The following is a 15,506-nucleotide window of genomic DNA, read 5'->3' as shown; positions in this document are numbered from 1 at the left end:
CAAGTGGTCCTCCGTCCAGGTTCGCACTTACCGTTCAAACTTTATACGATTGATTCAAGGCATAACCGGAATTCTCGGTCTAGCGGGACGAACTTGCCGCTAGCATCCGATTTTGATGATGAAATTCTGCGCTCGACTGATAGCAATGGTTCGTCGGGCGTCGGTGCGGACGCAAGGAGGGCAATGAATGATCTCACTTTTGCGAGCCGCATCGGCAGATGTTGCCAAGTTTCTTGGGGATTGCCTGCCCAAAATTTCACCGGATTGGTGGTCAAAGCACGTTCTTGATCGGCTGACCTTCCAGCAACAGCGGATCGCCCGCGAAAAAAACTTCACTCAGATCTCGGACTTCGATTTTGCAGCTCTCTTGCGGATCTTAGATCAGAACTGGTTCGATCTTAGTGCTAGCCTAACCTTGCCCCGAGAAGCACGTTCCTGGCTGAAGGAGCTCCAGTCGGTTAGAAACAAGTGGGCGCACCAAGGCGCTGCGGATGTCAGCCCCAGCGAGATGTACCGAGATACGGACACGCTCGAATTATTCCTCAGCGCGATCGGTGCAAGGTCGGAGACCCTTGAGGCGATCCGGCGAGCCAAAGCGGATGCCTTGCGCGAGATGGCTCCTATGCCTAGCCAGCCCGATGAGCCTGTAGCAAGCCCTTTGTCGCGCGTGATCGCGCCAGTGCTGTCAGCGATCATGAAAAGATCGGCTTTGACCCGGCGCACGACGTTGGCAACGTCGACTTCGGTGTAGGTCGCGGTCCGGGTAGCGGTGCTCATCACACATCCTCCGTGCTGAAGCGGGGACCGAAGATATCCTTCCAGTGTTCCGGCTCGTTCTCGACCGAGGCGAAGTGAGCGGCTTCCCAGGCTTCGGTTGCGGCGGCGACAATCTGCTGCCGCTCGGTCTCGCTGATGCGGCTTGCGACATTGTTCGAGCTGCAGACCGGGTCGATGATGACGACGGGATCGTCGAAGCTGGAGAAGAACACGCTGTTCTCGGGGAATGAGATCCTCTCCTTGAGACCGCTCTGAGCGATGTAGAGGAGGAAGTCGCAGAACTTGCGCTCGATGCTCCCGCCGGGACCGTTCTTGTCGAGTAAGAAGGCAAGGATGAGCTCGATTGCAAAGGACTTGAGCGGCTTGAGTTCCGAGTGGTTGCGCCACTTCTTCGCGAGGCGGACGAGGGTCCGGTAGTCCTTGTCAACGGCCTTGCGATCCCGCACGAACTGGATCTGGCACGGGGCGCACGTTTCCATCCGCGAACCATCGTGGATATCGAATTGCCAACCGTAGCCTTCACGAGACTCGTTCGCGACGACGGGCACGATGTCGACGCTGAGACCACTGCCTACGAACCGCACGGTTGCTGCCTTGCGCTGGATCTCGAAATGCTCGACCGACTTGTTGGGATACTGCTCGATCAGCAGATCGTGGATCTGCTCGCTCAAGCTTTCGAGGGTCTCTGCATCGACGTCCTTGCCTTCGATGTAAAAGACAACGTCGACATCGACCGGGTCCACCTTCGTGCGGCGCAGGATGGTGAACTTGGCGAACGACCCCGCTTTCACGACCTTGGTGATCTTGATGTCGGTCTTGTTCCGGATGTTTGCGCACAGGTTCGTGATCAGACGATCGACCTGCTGGTGGTATTCAGTACGCTTGTCGGCGGGCAGCCGCAGCACGTTGGAATCGTAGCGCCGCAACTCGGCATCATAGAGGGCCATGTCGACAAACTCCCTGTTGACCCGGTCGTCTCGGGCTGGCGATTGACATGATTCGCGATAGGGCATATTATTTATACGGATTAACTTTCTATGTCCATCTATTTTTCATACCCATTGGAGCTGCCATGACCGAACCTTCCAAAAAACTGGGGTGGGGAGCTGAGCGCCGGCTCGAATTCGTCGAATTTCAGCTGGCGTGGGAGGGCGGTGTCCGTCGATCCGATTTACGGAGAGTGTTCAAGGTGTCGGAGCCGCAGGCATCGAACGACCTGACTGAATATCAGAGACGCGCGCCCGACAATGCTACCTACGACCCGCGCGGAAAGCGCTACGTTGCGAGCCATGATTTCAAACCGGTGTTTTTACAGGGCGGGCCATCGGATTATCTTCTGCGACTCCGCTCGCTCGCCGAGGGCTTAGTCGAACCTGAAGATTCCTGGATCGGCTCGCCACCAGAGGTGGACATCGTCCTGACACCAGCGCGCGAGATGGACGCGGGTTGCCTACATGCGGTTCTTGATGCCAATCGAGTGCGCGGCTCCCTTGAGGTCCGATATCAGTCGATGAGCCGTGAAAGGCCAGAACCGGTATGGCGGCGAATAACCCCCCATGCATTTGGATTTGACGGGCTCAGGTGGCACACACGAGCTTATTGCCACGAAACAGATAAGTTTAAGGACTTCCTCCTGCCGCGCATTCTCGGGTCGCGGACCCCTGGTGACGGTGGGTTATGGGGCGACCAGGATGAACTTTGGCAAGAGCGGTTCAGGCTGCAGATCTCTCCACATCCCCTACTGGGTGCTGCCCAGAGATCGATCGTCGAGCGTGACTACGGCATGATAAATGGCATCGCTGGTCTCGACGTCCGCTATGCGATGTTATTCTACGTCCTAAAACGCCTCGGCCTTTTGGACGATCCTGAGACCAAGCCGCCGAGGAGCCAACACATCGTGATCGCAAACAAGGAGGAAGCCATGGCCGCCCTGAGGAAAGCTGACTGGGCTTTCTGACCGCCATTTATTCTGGTGGCGCGCGATTGCCTTCAACAACCACTGCTATTTGAGATCAAACCTATGCGGCGACCGATCTTTGGATATCAACCACATTCCCGCCCAAGCGAAGCTGGTCGAGGTGATCGCTCCACCATTGCGCCATCCGGACCCGCTCTTCCCAGTGCTTACCGCGATGGTATGCCCCTCGCACTGCATTGCTGTCGCCATGCGCCAGAGCTCGCTCGATCGCATCGGGGTTCCAGAGCCCGGATTCATTGAGGAAAGTGGAGGCTGTTGCGCGCAGCCCGTGCGCTGTCACTTCTTCTTTTGAGAAGCCCATTCGGCGGAAAGCCGCATTGAGGGCGTTTTCACTCATCGGCCTTGTGAAACTGCGCGCGGAAGGGAACACATAGCCCTTGTGATCAAGCATTTCGGCGAGATCGGTTAGCAAGCTGATCACTTGCTTGGATAGCGGTACCGCATGCGCCCTGCGCGCTTTCATCTTGCCTGCCGGGATTTTCCAAATTCCCTCTACAAGATCGATCTCGCGCCATTCGGCATGACGCAGTTCGCCGGGGCGGACGAAAACATGTGGCGCGATTTGGAGAGCGAGTCTCGTGACCGGGTAGCCAGTGTAGTCATCGATCGCTCGGAGCAGGCCACCCAGCTCCTTGGGTTCAAGGATCGCTGCATAGTGCTTGGCACGGGGAGTGACGAGAGCGCCCTTGAGCATACTTGTCGGATCGGCCGTGCAGCGGGTTGTGGCGACGGCGTAACGAAAAACCCTTCCAGCAAACGAACGACACTTCTTGGCCGTTTCGTGCTTGCCGGTCGCTTCAAGCCGCTTGAGCGGCGCCAGGACTTCGAACGGCTCGATATCCTGGATGGGCCGGTCGCCAATCGCGGGAACCAGTTGATCGAGGAAGTAATTGGCCTTGATGAGGGTCGCATCGGCCCGGCCGTTCTGCACCATCATCTGCTCGATGTATTCGCGCGCGACAGCTTCGAAGGTTTGCGCGGACAGGAACTCCTCGCGGATCTTCTGCTTACGCTTCTCGAATGCAGGGTCGCCGCCTGAAGCCACCGAATGGCGTGCCTCGTATGTCGCTTCTCGCGCCTGTTTCAGACTGATGTCGGGATAGCTTCCGATGGCCAGCTTCTTTTCAACCTTGCCGATCCGATACCGAAATCGCCAGAGTTTGCCGCCCGACGGAGTGACCTCGATATAGAGGCCGCGTTGGTCGGCGACCTTGTATGGTTTGTCCTTCGCCTTGAGTGCGCGGAGCCGAGTCTCGGTCAAAGCCATGTGCGGGCCTTTTTCTAGCGGTATTTGCAAAAGGCCCGCAAAAGGCCCGCAAAAATGTCAGGAACCCCCGGGAACAGCCGGGACGATCCGGAACCATCCGAGGGCCAATTCCCCCGGATTTCTGCGGCTTTTATAGACTTTTTGGGATGTTCTGAAAAGAACAAATGGTGCCCAGAAGAGGACTCGAACCTCCACGCCCTTGCGAGCGCCAGCACCTGAAGCTGGTGCGTCTACCAATTCCGCCATCTGGGCACGGTGCATCCGGTCATCGCTGCCGGAAGCTGGGTAGGCGCGGGCCATTAGCGGGGGGGTGGGGGTGCTGTCAATGCAAACCTTGCCCGCCATGCAGGCGAAGCACCACCGGCTGCTTCGGCCTGTCGAAACGCCCGCAAAGCGCCTTGGCAATCTCGGCGATTCCCGCCACCGGAACTCTTGCCTCGCCCGCTTCGTTGAAGCAAAGCGCGGCCAGCACAACGCCCTGCACTGTCTCAGGCCACGAAGAGCACCCAAACCATGCCCACCTCCTCCCCGCTTTCCGGCCAGCTGGTCACGATTTTCGGCGGCACTGGCTATATCGGCAATTACGTCGCGCAGAGCTTGCTCGCACGCGGCGCGCGCATCCGGTTGGCCAGCCGCGCGCCCGGCAAGGCGCAGGATCTCAAACCGCTCGCCAATCTGGGCCAGCTGCAACTGATGCCCTGTGATATCACGCGCGAGGAGCACGTCGCTGCTGCGCTCGACGGGGCGAGCTATGTGGTCAACCTCGTCGGCGCATTCAGCGGTGATCTCGAAAAGCTGATGGGTGAGGCCCCCGGCACGATCGCGCGGCTGGCCGCAGCGGACGGCGTCAAGGCCTTCGTCCAGATCAGCGCGATCGGTGCGGACGCGGCCTCGCCCACCGCTTACGCGCGCGGCAAGGCGCTGGGCGAGCAGCGCGTGCTCGCCGCTTTCCCCGCTGCGACGGTGCTGCGCCCCTCGATCGTGTTCGGCAAGGACGACAACTTCCTCAACCTGTTCGGCGGCATGATCGAGATGCTGCCGGTGCTCCCGGTGTTCGGGCCGGAGGCGAAGTTGCAGCTGGTCTATGCCGATGACGTGGCCGAGGCGATTGCAGTGGCGCTGGAGCACCCTGAACTCCACGGCGGCCACACCTATGAGCTGGGCGGGCCGGAGCAGCTCTCCATGATGGAGATCCACGAGCGGATCGCCGAAGCCCAAGGGCGCAAGCGCACCTTCCTCGCCGTGCCCGATGGCCTCAGCGCGACCTTCGCTGCGCTGCCCGGCACGCCGATGAGCCGTGACCAGTGGACGCTGCTCAAGCCCGGCAGCACGGTCGCGCCGGGTGCGCGCGGGTTTGCCGAATTGGGGATCGAGCCCAAGCCGCTCGGCCTGTTCCTCGACAAGTGGATGCAGCGTTACCGCAAGCATGGCCGCTTTGGCGCAGCCAATGACCGGGCAAAGGCGCGCAAGGCCTAGGCCCACGCGAATCGCGCCACGCCCGGCACACCCGCGATCCCGTTCAGGCTCGTGCCCCTCCGACCCTGTGTTGGAGACACATGAGACACTGTCCAGAACACAAAGCGCGGCGTTGGGAAACGCCCCCACCGACCGGAAACTCCCGTCAGCAGCAAGGCAGGACGTAGGGTGCAGGGCGCGCAGCATGAGGGCGAGCCTAAACCCGCCCCCTCCAAGTAGGAAAGCCCGCCGTTCTAAGCCAGCGCGGCGGCGTAAAGCGCCTTGAGGTCAGCCTCTCCGCGCGCGGCGGCCGTGGCGTCATAGGCAGGGCTGTCGGCCACCATCCAGCCGTGATCGCCCGGATAGACGGTCACCACCGCGCCGACCTTGGCTGCCTCGGCCGCTTCGGCAAAGGTGGTCTTGTCGGCGGGAGCCTCGGCGTCATCATCCTGTGCCACTGCGATCAGCAGGCTGGCATCGACCTTGTCCAGCAGCTTGTGCGGGCTCATCGGATTGTCGGGCCGCACCAGCCCGCCGCCGTGGAAGCTGGCCGCAGCCTTGATCCGCGTCGGCACAGCTGCTGCGCTCCAGATCGTGAACGGCCCGCCCATGCAATAGCCCTGCGTGCCGATCCCGTGTGCTTGATCGACGCCGTCCTGCCGGTCGAGCCAGTCGACGATGGCGGTCGCATCCCGCATGATCGCAGCGGCATCCAATTTCTTGCGCCACGGGCCGACTTTCTGGAAGCCGCCATCAGCAATGAAGGTGGCGAAATCGGCGAACTGTTCGCCGGTGACGTCGCGGTAATAGGGGTTCACGACCAGCACGGCGTAGCCTGCCTGCGCGAGCTTGCGGGCGATGTTGCGCTTGGCTTCACGGATGCTGGCAATGTCGGGCCACAGGATTACGGCGGGGTGGTTGCCACTTTCAGGCTGGACGAAAAACCCGTCCAGCGTGCCATCGGCGGTTGCGAAACTGACCCCGCGCTCCTTGAGGCCGGGGAGCGGGTTTTGCGCCACGCTTTCAGCTTCGCCTGACGCGCAGGCGGCCAGCGCCGCTGCTCCGGTCAAAGCGCCGAACTGGCGACGGCTGATCGTGGCTTTGGCCCATTCGGCCAGCTTGCTTTCTTCGCACATTGAAATCTCTCCTGCGGCCCCCGCCATGGCCACAGATAGGCAGGAGCGGCAGGCATGGACAAGCGCTGATTGTGTGGGCAACATAGGTGGCAAAAGAAAACAGGGAGAGTGGGATCGATGGACCTGAAGCGGTGGACGCTGGGCGCAGCATTATTGCTGTCGGCAGGCACGCTGGCCAATTGCAGCCAGATTTTCGGCGGAGCTGACGGGGGTGAGGAGGGGCGCATCACGTCCGCCGTGCTGGTCGGTGCGGATGGCGATTCGGCCAATTGGGTGAGCCATGGGCGCACCTATTCCGAACAGCGCTTTTCGCCGCTGGATGGGGTCAACCGCGAGAATGTCGGCCAGCTCGGCCTGGCCTGGTATGCCGATATGGACACCGGGCGCGGGCAGGAAGCGACCCCGCTGGTGATCGACGGCAAGCTCTACCTCACCACCGCGTGGAGCAAGGTGAAGGCGTTTGACGCGACCACCGGCGCCAAGCTGTGGGAGCATGACCCGGAGGTTCCGGGCGAAACCGCCGTGAAGGCCTGCTGCGATGTGGTGAACCGCGGGCTGGCGGCATGGGGCGACAAGCTGTTCTTCGGCACGCTGGATGGCCGCCTGATCGCGCTCGACCGCGAGACGGGCAAGGTCGCCTGGGAGAAGGTCACGGTCGACCAGTCCAAGAGCTACACCATCACCGGCGCGCCGCGCGTCATCGATGGCAAGGTGATCATCGGGAATGGCGGGGCCGAGTTCGGCGTGCGCGGCTTTGTCGCCGCCTATGATGCCGGCAGCGGCGAGCAGTTGTGGAAGTTCTATACCGTGCCCGAAGGCGGGGACGCCAAGGATCAGCCCGCCTATCTCCAGAAGGCCGCGGAAACGTGGAACATGGACGTGCTGGGCGCCAATGATGCGATTGGCGGCGGCGGCACGGTGTGGGATTCGATGGCTTACGATCCCGAGCTTGATTTGCTCTATATCGGGGTCGGCAATGGCAGCCCGTGGAACCGCGCCTATCGCAGTCCGGGCAAGGACGGGACGGGGGAGGGGGACAACCTCTATCTTTCCAGCATCGTCGCGATCCGGCCCAAGACGGGCGAGTACGTCTGGCACTACCAGACGACGCCGGGGGAGACGTGGGACTTCACCGCCACTCAGCACATCATGCTCGCCGACATGGAGATCGACGGGAAGCCGCGCAAAGTGCTGATGCAGGCGCCCAAGAACGGGTTCTTCTACGTGATCGACCGCGAGACGGGGAAGTTCATCTCGGCCAAGCCCTATGTTGGTCTCAACTGGGCGACGGGCGTCGATCCCAAGACCGGCCGTCCGATCGAGAACCCCGAAACCCGGATCGACAAGACCGGCAAGCCCGCGCTGGTGCTGCCGGGGCCGCTCGGCGGGCACAATTGGCACCCGATGGCCTATAGCCCGACCGAGAACCTGGTTTACATCCCGGCCTTCGAAGCGGGGATGATGTATGCGCCCGAGGCCAACTGGAAGCCTGATCGCGCGCGCGGCTTCAATGTCGGCTTCAGCTTGGCAGGCGAATTGCCGTCTGACGGCGGCTTCCGAAAGGAGGTCGCCGGTACGCTCAAGGGTCGGCTGGTGGCGTGGGACCCGGTGGCGCAGAAGGCGCGCTGGACGGTCGAGCATCCGGGGCCGTGGAACGGCGGATTGCTGGCTACGGGAGGCGGCCTTGTGTTCCAGGGCACCACGGGGAGCGAATTCAACGCCTATGACGCCGCCAACGGCAAGAAGCTGTGGAGCTTCGCCGCGCAGACCGGCGTGGTCGCGCCGCCTGTGACCTACACCGTCAATGGCGAGCAATATGTCGCGGTGCTGGCGGGTTGGGGCGGGGCCTATGCGCTGTCGGTCGACGGCGACCTGATCAACCGCAAGGCCCCGGTGCGCAACATCTCGCGCCTGCTGGTGTTCAAGCTTGGCGGGACGGCGAAACTGCCGCCCGAACCAGCGCTGGCCGACCTGCCGCTCGACCCGCCGCCGAGCACGGCTGCGCCCGAGGTGATCGCGGTGGGGCAGGTGAAGTATGGCCGTTACTGCGCGGTGTGCCATGCGCCGGGCGCGGTGGGTTCAACCGTGTTGCCGGACCTGCGCCGCGCCGGTTCGCTCGAAAGCTCGGCGGCGTGGAGCGCGGTGGTGCATGACGGCGTGCTGAAAAACAACGGTATGGCGAGTTTCAAAGGCTCTTTGTCGAAAGAAGAGATCGAAGCGATCCGCGCCTATGTCATCAGCCGGGCTAACGCAGACAAGGCCATAGAGGCGGGGAGGAAGGTCGCCCGCCGCTAGGCCAAACAAGGGATCGCACCACATGAAGCTGCTTACTGCCGCGGCAATCGCCGCACTTGCCTATGCCATGCCGCTCGCCGCCGAGGAGGCCGCGCCTGTCGCTGCCGCTCCGTCTGCGGGCGAATGGCGCACCTTCGCCACCGAGGCGTATCGCGGGAAGCGCGACTCTGTCAGCTTCGTCGATGAAAGCCACGGCTGGTACGGCACCGGCGCAGGCGATCTGTTCGCCACCAAGGATGGCGGCGCGACGTGGCAGAAGATCGCCAGCCGCCCCGGCACCTTCGTCCGCGCGGTCGGCTTCGTTGACCGCCAGAACGGCTTCATCGGCAATATCGGCACAGACTATTACCCCGGCGTCACCGACGAAACCCCGCTCTACCGCACCCGCGATGGCGGGGTGACGTGGGAAGCGGTCGATACCGGAGATGCCACGATCAAGGGCGTCTGCGCGATCGACATCCTGCCAGTGAAGCGCATCTATCAGGGCGAACTCAAGCCCCGCACCATCATCCACGCCGCCGGGCGCGTTGGCGGGCCGACGGGGATGCTGCGCTCGGTCGACGGGGGCGAGACGTGGAGCGTGATCGATATGAGCGCGCACGCGGGCATGATCCTCGACGTGAAGTTCTTCGATGAGAACACCGGCCTCGTCTTCGCCGCCACCAACGCTGATCCCGCGCAGGCCGAAGGGCTGGTGCTGCGCACCGAAGATGGCGGCAAGACGTGGAAGGAAGTCTACCGCTCAGGCCGCGGCTATGAGCTGATCTGGAAGGCGAGCTTTCCCGAAGGCGGCGACACCGGCTACGCCACGGTGCAGAGTTACGACCCCGAACGCGCCACCCAGCTGGTGATCCGCAGCGATGATCGCGGGCGGACATGGCGCGAGATCGAAATCGCGCAGGACAAGGCCGCGCGCCAGTTCGGCATCGGCTTCGTCAGCGCGGATGTGGGCTTTGTCGGCACGGCCGCAGGGGGCTTTGCCACGAAGGACGGCGGCACAACGTGGGAGCGCGCGCCCATCGCGCGGGCTGCCAACAAGTTCCAAGCCGTCAGCACCGACAAGGGCGTCCGGCTCTACGCCATCGGCACCGAAGTGCAGGCGATCGACCTGCCCGCCCCGCCCAAGGGCTAGGCCATGAGCGGCGATCCCGAGGATATCCGCAACTGGCAGCGCCGCGCGGACGGGATCACGACCTCGGGCAAGCTCGAAGCGCATGATCCGGTACGCCTCGCGGCCATCGGCGTGCGGCACGTGGTGAACCTCGCCCTGACCGAACACCCCGAGGCGCTGGCGGATGAGGCGGCGCTCATGGCGGCTGCGGGGATCGCTTACACCCACATCCCGGTGCCCTTCGACGCGCCAACGCCTGCCCATGTCGCGGCGTTGGACGAAGCGCTTGCCGCGCATCCCGGCGCTACCCACGTGCACTGCATCATGAACTGGCGGGTGACGGCGTTCTTCTACCTGCTCGACTGCGCGGAGGGCGTGCCCGAACCCGAGGCCCGCGCGCGGATGGCAAAGGTGTGGAACCCGCTGGAGGACGAGCAAGCGCCTCCGGTGTGGCGCGCGCTGGTGAAAGGTGAGGGTTGATTGCCCCTTTTCTCGTCATGCTGAACTCGTTTCAGCATCCATTTCACAGCTTTTCTCTGCTCCATCATGAACCGCGTTGGGCCGCCCGATGGACCCTGAAACAAGTTCAGGGTGACGGGGGTGATGGGAGTAGGGGGATCAACTCCCGAAAAAGTTCAGCTCCAGCAGCACATTGTTCGGATCAGCGGTGAAGATCTGCCGCAGCCCGATCGAGGGGATATCGTTCACCCGGTACTCCGCCCCGCGCGCATCGAGCCGCGCCTTCACCACATCAAACGCCCCGCAGCGCAGCGCGACATGGTGAATCGCCCCGGTCTCGGCCCCGGGCATCACCGCGCGGTCAAAGGCGCGCGGGCAATCGACCGAATTGATGTGCAGGATCGCCTGCCCGCTCGCATCATACATCCAGCGCACCTGATGCGGCGGGAGCGGCGGCGGGCCGTCGCGCTCCTCCAGATCGAGCAGCCCGGCATAGAACCGCGCGGTCTCGGCCAGCCGGTCGGTGATGATGTTCACATGGTCGAGGCGTTCAACAATCATGGTCGCCAGATTGCGCGCGCCGGCCGTGGCTGGCCACTGCGAAAAATGCGCTAGTCGCCCGGAGGCCCGGTATAGTCCACGCCGTATACCGCGATCCGGAAATCGCGGTGCAGATCGGTATCGAACGGCAGCTTCTGCGTCGCGAAGACGACCGCCATATTCTGCGCCGGATCGACCCAGAACAGCATCGAGGGGTAACCGTCCCAATAGAACTCGCCGACACTGCCGCGGTTCTCCTCGGGCGTTGCCGGTGGCGCCGTGCGCACGAAGACATCGAACCCGAACCCGCCGCCGCCCTTGCCCACCAGCCATGAGCGGTTCGCGGGCGCGATACGCGGATCGAGCTGGTCACTCGCCATCAGTCGGATGGTCGAGGGCTTGAGGATGCGCACCCCGTTCAGCGTCCCTTCGCCCAGCAGCATCCGCGCGAATGTCATGTAATCATCGACCGTGGTGACGATCCCCGATCCGCCCATCGTCATCGGCTGGCCCATGAAATTGGCATTGAGCAGCCTGTCATCCGGCCACGGCGCCAGCGCGCCGTTCTCACCTTCATAGATGCGGGCGAGGCGCGGGCGGTCGGCGGCGGTGCGTTTCCATCCGCTGTCCGCCATGCCAAGCGGCTGGAAAATATGCTGCGCGACATAGTCGGCGAAGGGCTGGTCCGACAGCACCTCGACCAGCCGCGCCTGCACATCCACGCCCGCGCTGTAATTCCAGTGCGTGCCGGGATCGAACAGCAGCGGCACCTGCGCCATTTTCTGCGAGAACTCCGCCAAAGTGTTGGTGGAGGACAGCGGCTGGAGCTCGGCCCACACCCGGTCGGCAGCGTTCTGCGGCGGGCCTTCGGGGCCATAGGTGAAGCCCGCCGTATGACGCAGCACATCCCGCACCGTCACCTTGCGGCGCGGTTCGCGCAGGATCGGCGAGCCATCGGGGTTCGTCCCATCGGCCACTTTCAGCGCGGCATATTCCGGCAGGTGCCATTCGAGCGGATCGTCGAGCCCGAACTTGCCCTGCTCCCACAGCTGCATCAGCGCGGTGCCAGTGACCGGCTTGGTCATCGAATAGATCTGGAACAGCGTGTCACGCGCGATAGGGCGGGCTGCCTCACGATCAGCATCGCCGGCGGTGGCAAAGCAGCGTTCCCCGCCGTCCTTCCACACCAGCGCGGTTGCGCCCACGGTGCGGCCTTCGGTCACAGCGCGGTCAAGGAAGGTAGCGATGGCGGTGCAGTCAGGTGCAAACGGAGCAGGTTCCTGCGCGGCCACGGGAACCGCGAGAAGTACCAGCGCCGCCCCTGCGATTGCCTTGATCATGCGCCGTTCCCCCCGATTGACTTAACCTCTGAACACCACCGTCCGGGTGCCGTTCATCAATACACGTTCCTGCGAGAACAGCCGCACCGCTTCGGCGAGCACCCGGCGTTCGATATCGCGGCCCTTGCGCACCAGATCTTCAGGGCTGTCGGCATGGGTGATGCGCTCGACATCCTGATGGATGATCGGGCCTTCGTCCAAGTCGGCAGTGACGAAATGCGCCGTCGCGCCGATGATCTTCACCCCGCGTTCGTGCGCTTGATGATAGGGCCGCGCGCCCTTGAAACCGGGCAGGAACGAGTGGTGGATGTTGATGCAGCGCCCCGCGAAATGGGCGGATTGTTCATCCGAGAACACCTGCATGTAGCGCGCCAGCACGATCAACTCGGCGTCGGTTGCATCCGCCAGCGCGCGGAACGCCGCCTCGGCCTCGGGCTTGGTGGCGGGGGTCACCGGGATGTGGTGGAACGGGATATCGCCAATATCCACCCGGATCGCAGCCTCGCGCGGGTGGTTGGAGACGATCGCCACCGGATCGATCGGCAGCTCGCCCGTGCGCCAGCGGTAGAGGAGATCGACCAGGCAGTGATCGAACTTGCTGACGAGGATGATCGTGCGGCGCGGGCGGTCTTCGGTGACCATCGTCCATTCCATCGCGAACTCGCCTGCCAGCGCCGCGAAATCGCTGCGCAACCCCTCCGCAGTCGAGCCATCGGGATCGAACACCACGCGCATGAAGAAGCGGTCGGCGCCGCCGTTCCCGGCGCGGTCGTTGAACTGCTGCGCGTCAAGGATGTTGCAATTGCGCTCGAACAGAAACCCTGTGACCCGCGCGGTGATGCCGGGCCGGTCGGGACAGGCGAGGGTGAGGATCAGAGGTTGCGCCATCTTACCGCGCGAGCGCCGCCTCGCACTGGCTCATCAGCTCGGCGATGATGTCAGCGGCGGGCTCTTCCTTGGTGACCATGCCGACCGATTGCCCGGCCATGACGCTGCCGTTTTCGACATCGCCGTCGATCACCGCGCGGCGCAGGGCGCCTGCCCAGAAATGTTCGATCTGGAGCTGCGCTTCACCCATGTCGACTTCGCCCGCGTCCAGAAGGGCGGCGACTTCGCGCTGCTTGGCGGTGAATTCCTCGGTGCCCTTGTTCTTCAGTGCGCGCACCGGGATCACCGGCAAGCGCGGATCGACCTGCACGCTGGCGACCGCTTCGCGGGCCGAGGCGCGGAAAAAGGCCTTCTTGAAGGCAGGGTGAGCGATGCTCTCGGTCGCGCAGGCGAAGCGGGTGCCCAATTGCACACCCGCCGCGCCCATTTCGAGGTAGCTGGCGATCGCCTCGCCCCGGCCGATACCGCCGGCAACGAAGATCAGGTGGTCGGCGGCGAGTTCCGGCAGGATTTCCTGTGCCAGCACGCTGGTGGAGACCGGGCCGATATGGCCGCCCGCTTCCATCCCCTCGATCACCATCGCATCCGCGCCGGAACGCAGCAGCTTCTTGGCGAGCGCCAGCGTGGGGGCGAAACAGATCACTTTCGCGCCGCTCTCCTTGATCGCTTCTACCGAACCCTTGGGCGGGATGCCGCCTGCCAGCACCACATGGGTCACGCCATGCTTGCGGCACACGGCGATCAGATCGAACAGGCCGGGGTGCATGGTGATGAGATTCACACCGAAAGGCTTGGTCGTCAGCGCCTTGGTCGCGGCAATTTCGCGGTCAAGGATGTCAGGCGTCATCGCCCCGCAGGCGATCACGCCGAACCCGCCCGCGTTGGAAATCGCGGCGACGAGGTTGCGCTCGCTCACCCAGCTCATCGCGCCGCACATGATCGCGGTCTCGCAGCCGAGGAAGTCGGTGCCGCGCTTCATCAAGGCGGCGGTATGAGGATAGGTTGTCATGGCGCGCGCCCTAGTCGGCTTCGGGAGAATAGACAATCCGCACGGCTGCGGCGGCTTGCTTGGCAAGTTCGACGGCAGCGAGTGCGTCGGCCGCTCGTGCGAGCGCAACGCCCATCCGGCGGTAGGGGCGGGTGACCGGCTTGCCGAAGATACGCACGTCCACATCGGGCGAAAGGGCGAGCGCATCGGCCAGCCCCTCGAAGCCGAAGTCATCGCAATCGCGGTCGGCGAGGATCACGGCCGAGGCGGCGGGGCGGGCCGCAATGCTGCTGGGCACGGGCAGGCCGAGGATCGCGCGGGCGTGGAGATCGAATTCGTTCAAGTCCTGCGAGGCCAGCGTCACCATCCCGGTATCGTGCGGGCGCGGGGAGAGCTCGGAGAAGATCACTTCCTCGGTGCCTTCCTTGTTTCTGGCAACAAAGAACTCCACCCCATACAGCCCCCAGCCGCGTCCGCCGCCTTGCAGCGCGGCGGTGACCTTGGCCGCCATGTCCTGCGCGGCGGCCAGCGCGGCAGGCGACATCGCGGCAGGTTGCCAGCTTTCACGGTAATCGCCGCGCTCCTGCCGGTGGCCGATGGGCGGGCAGAAGCTGATGCCGCCCGCGTGGCGCACGGTCAGCAGGGTGATTTCATAGTCAAAGGCGATGAACTGCTCAGCGATCACCCGCGCCCGGTCGCCGCGCATATTGGCGACGGCATAGTCCCACGCGGCTTCCAGTGCTTCGGGCGTGTCGACCTTGCTCTGGCCCTTGCCCGATGACGACATCACGGGCTTCATCACCAGCGGATAGCCGATGCGGTCTGCGACCTCGCGCGCTTCAGCAAAGCTTTCGGCATAGCCGTATTGCGAGGTGACGAGGCCCAGCTCACCCGCGGCCAGATCGCGGATCGCGTCGCGGTTCATGGTCAGCTGTACCGCGCGGGCGGAGGGGACGATGGTGAAGCCCTCTTGCTCCAGATCGGCGAGGACTTCGGTGCGGATCGCTTCGATTTCGGGGACGATCAGATCGGGGCGGTGCTTCTCTGCCGCAGCGCGCAGCGCCGCGCCGTCGAGCATAGAAAACACCTCGCGCGCGTCTGCCAGCTGCATCGCGGGGGCATTGTCATAGCTGTCGCAGGCAATCACCCTCGCGCCGAGGCGCTTGGCGGCAATCACGAATTCGCGGCCCAACTCGCCCGAACCGAGCAGCAGGATGGTGGCAATGTGGCTCATGCCGGAGGCATTACCCATCCGCCCGCGCGAGTCTAGCC

The 15,506-nt window shown here is 63.7% G+C and carries 15 protein-coding genes and 1 tRNA gene; 6 read left to right on the top strand and 10 right to left on the bottom strand.

The window, feature by feature from the left end:
- The first annotated feature begins 187 nt into the window (after positions 1-187).
- Positions 188-751, top strand: a complete 564-nt coding sequence (locus tag GRI59_RS01680; protein ID WP_160759465.1) for a Swt1 family HEPN domain-containing protein — start codon at positions 188-190, stop codon at positions 749-751.
- A 25-nt stretch (positions 752-776) separates the two neighbouring features.
- Here GRI59_RS01680 and GRI59_RS01675 read toward each other — a convergent pair whose 3' ends face one another.
- Positions 777-1,724 (bottom strand): CBASS oligonucleotide cyclase, encoded by a 948-nt coding sequence (locus GRI59_RS01675; protein ID WP_160759464.1) that lies wholly within the window; start codon positions 1,722-1,724, stop codon positions 777-779.
- 125 nt (positions 1,725-1,849) lie between these two features.
- Here GRI59_RS01675 and GRI59_RS01670 point away from each other — a divergent pair, with 125 nt between their 5' ends.
- The gene (locus tag GRI59_RS01670) at positions 1,850-2,734 is read left to right on the top strand and encodes a BrxR family helix-turn-helix transcriptional regulator (protein WP_160759463.1); all 885 of its coding nucleotides are present in this window, start codon (positions 1,850-1,852) and stop codon (positions 2,732-2,734) included.
- Between the two features lie 61 nt (positions 2,735-2,795).
- Here the strand turns inward: GRI59_RS01670 and GRI59_RS01665 are convergent, their stop codons facing one another.
- The 3 genes from GRI59_RS01665 to GRI59_RS01655 all read right to left on the bottom strand — a co-directional run bounded on the left by GRI59_RS01665 (position 2,796) and on the right by GRI59_RS01655 (position 4,494).
- On the bottom strand, positions 2,796-4,022 hold the full coding sequence (locus GRI59_RS01665) for a tyrosine-type recombinase/integrase (protein ID WP_160759462.1): 1,227 nt from the start codon (positions 4,020-4,022) through the stop codon (positions 2,796-2,798).
- Between the two features lie 165 nt (positions 4,023-4,187).
- Positions 4,188-4,274, bottom strand: a tRNA-Leu gene (locus GRI59_RS01660).
- Positions 4,275-4,344: 70 nt separating this feature from the next.
- Positions 4,345-4,494, bottom strand: coding sequence for a hypothetical protein (locus GRI59_RS01655; RefSeq protein ID WP_160759461.1), 150 nt, complete (start codon positions 4,492-4,494; stop codon positions 4,345-4,347).
- 41 nt (positions 4,495-4,535) lie between these two features.
- Between GRI59_RS01655 and GRI59_RS01650 the strand changes: the two genes are divergently transcribed.
- The gene (locus GRI59_RS01650) at positions 4,536-5,498 is read left to right on the top strand and encodes a complex I NDUFA9 subunit family protein (RefSeq protein ID WP_160759460.1); all 963 of its coding nucleotides are present in this window, start codon (positions 4,536-4,538) and stop codon (positions 5,496-5,498) included.
- Between the two features lie 233 nt (positions 5,499-5,731).
- Here GRI59_RS01650 and GRI59_RS01645 read toward each other — a convergent pair whose 3' ends face one another.
- Positions 5,732-6,613: a dienelactone hydrolase family protein gene (locus tag GRI59_RS01645; protein WP_160759459.1), complete on the bottom strand. Its 882-nt coding sequence runs from the start codon at positions 6,611-6,613 to the stop codon at positions 5,732-5,734.
- 117 nt (positions 6,614-6,730) lie between these two features.
- On the opposite strand from GRI59_RS01645, the gene GRI59_RS01640 reads away from it, so the two are divergent.
- The 3 genes from GRI59_RS01640 to GRI59_RS01630 are packed head-to-tail and all read left to right on the top strand — an operon-like array spanning position 6,731 to position 10,499.
- On the top strand, positions 6,731-8,908 hold the full coding sequence (locus GRI59_RS01640) for a PQQ-dependent dehydrogenase, methanol/ethanol family (protein ID WP_160759458.1): 2,178 nt from the start codon (positions 6,731-6,733) through the stop codon (positions 8,906-8,908).
- Between the two features lie 22 nt (positions 8,909-8,930).
- Positions 8,931-10,040, top strand: coding sequence for a WD40/YVTN/BNR-like repeat-containing protein (locus GRI59_RS01635; protein WP_160759457.1), 1,110 nt, complete (start codon positions 8,931-8,933; stop codon positions 10,038-10,040).
- 3 nt (positions 10,041-10,043) lie between these two features.
- Positions 10,044-10,499 (top strand): protein tyrosine phosphatase family protein, encoded by a 456-nt coding sequence (locus GRI59_RS01630; protein WP_160759456.1) that lies wholly within the window; start codon positions 10,044-10,046, stop codon positions 10,497-10,499.
- Between the two features lie 138 nt (positions 10,500-10,637).
- On the opposite strand, the gene GRI59_RS01625 is transcribed toward GRI59_RS01630, so the two are convergent.
- The 5 genes from GRI59_RS01625 to purT are packed head-to-tail and all read right to left on the bottom strand — an operon-like array spanning position 10,638 to position 15,468.
- Entirely contained in the window at positions 10,638-11,039 is a 402-nt protein-coding gene (locus GRI59_RS01625) for a VOC family protein (protein ID WP_160759455.1), read from the bottom strand.
- Positions 11,040-11,089: 50 nt separating this feature from the next.
- The gene (locus GRI59_RS01620) at positions 11,090-12,358 is read right to left on the bottom strand and encodes a serine hydrolase domain-containing protein (protein WP_160759454.1); all 1,269 of its coding nucleotides are present in this window, start codon (positions 12,356-12,358) and stop codon (positions 11,090-11,092) included.
- A 21-nt stretch (positions 12,359-12,379) separates the two neighbouring features.
- Positions 12,380-13,246, bottom strand: a complete 867-nt coding sequence (purU, locus tag GRI59_RS01615) for a formyltetrahydrofolate deformylase (protein ID WP_160759453.1) — start codon at positions 13,244-13,246, stop codon at positions 12,380-12,382.
- A 1-nt stretch (position 13,247) separates the two neighbouring features.
- Complete coding sequence (locus GRI59_RS01610; protein WP_160759452.1) at positions 13,248-14,255, bottom strand: NAD(P)H-dependent flavin oxidoreductase; 1,008 nt, start codon at positions 14,253-14,255, stop codon at positions 13,248-13,250.
- A gap of 10 nt (positions 14,256-14,265) precedes the next feature.
- Positions 14,266-15,468, bottom strand: coding sequence for a formate-dependent phosphoribosylglycinamide formyltransferase (gene purT, locus GRI59_RS01605; RefSeq protein WP_160759451.1), 1,203 nt, complete (start codon positions 15,466-15,468; stop codon positions 14,266-14,268).
- Between the last annotated feature and the right edge of the window lie 38 nt (positions 15,469-15,506).

It is taken from the genome of Erythrobacter ramosus (assembly GCF_009828055.1).
GTDB lineage: Bacteria > Pseudomonadota > Alphaproteobacteria > Sphingomonadales > Sphingomonadaceae > Erythrobacter > Erythrobacter ramosus.
This window is presented reverse-complemented; position numbering and strand designations above follow the sequence as displayed.

Bases quoted from the DNA above. Each gene is read 5' to 3' on its own strand.
- purT (WP_160759451.1), bottom strand. From the start codon at position 15,468: ATGAGCCACATTGCCACCATCCTGCTGCTCGGTTCGGGCGAGTTGGGC.
- GRI59_RS01675 (WP_160759464.1), bottom strand. From the start codon at position 1,724: ATGGCCCTCTATGATGCCGAGTTGCGGCGCTACGATTCCAACGTGCTG.
- purU (WP_160759453.1), bottom strand. From the start codon at position 13,246: ATGGCGCAACCTCTGATCCTCACCCTCGCCTGTCCCGACCGGCCCGGC.
- GRI59_RS01680 (WP_160759465.1), top strand. From the start codon at position 188: ATGATCTCACTTTTGCGAGCCGCATCGGCAGATGTTGCCAAGTTTCTT.
- GRI59_RS01635 (WP_160759457.1), top strand. From the start codon at position 8,931: ATGAAGCTGCTTACTGCCGCGGCAATCGCCGCACTTGCCTATGCCATG.
- GRI59_RS01610 (WP_160759452.1), bottom strand. From the start codon at position 14,255: ATGACAACCTATCCTCATACCGCCGCCTTGATGAAGCGCGGCACCGAC.
- GRI59_RS01645 (WP_160759459.1), bottom strand. From the start codon at position 6,613: ATGTGCGAAGAAAGCAAGCTGGCCGAATGGGCCAAAGCCACGATCAGC.
- GRI59_RS01625 (WP_160759455.1), bottom strand. From the start codon at position 11,039: ATGATTGTTGAACGCCTCGACCATGTGAACATCATCACCGACCGGCTG.
- GRI59_RS01640 (WP_160759458.1), top strand. From the start codon at position 6,731: ATGGACCTGAAGCGGTGGACGCTGGGCGCAGCATTATTGCTGTCGGCA.
- GRI59_RS01670 (WP_160759463.1), top strand. From the start codon at position 1,850: ATGACCGAACCTTCCAAAAAACTGGGGTGGGGAGCTGAGCGCCGGCTC.
- GRI59_RS01630 (WP_160759456.1), top strand. From the start codon at position 10,044: ATGAGCGGCGATCCCGAGGATATCCGCAACTGGCAGCGCCGCGCGGAC.
- GRI59_RS01650 (WP_160759460.1), top strand. From the start codon at position 4,536: ATGCCCACCTCCTCCCCGCTTTCCGGCCAGCTGGTCACGATTTTCGGC.
- GRI59_RS01665 (WP_160759462.1), bottom strand. From the start codon at position 4,022: ATGGCTTTGACCGAGACTCGGCTCCGCGCACTCAAGGCGAAGGACAAA.
- GRI59_RS01620 (WP_160759454.1), bottom strand. From the start codon at position 12,358: ATGATCAAGGCAATCGCAGGGGCGGCGCTGGTACTTCTCGCGGTTCCC.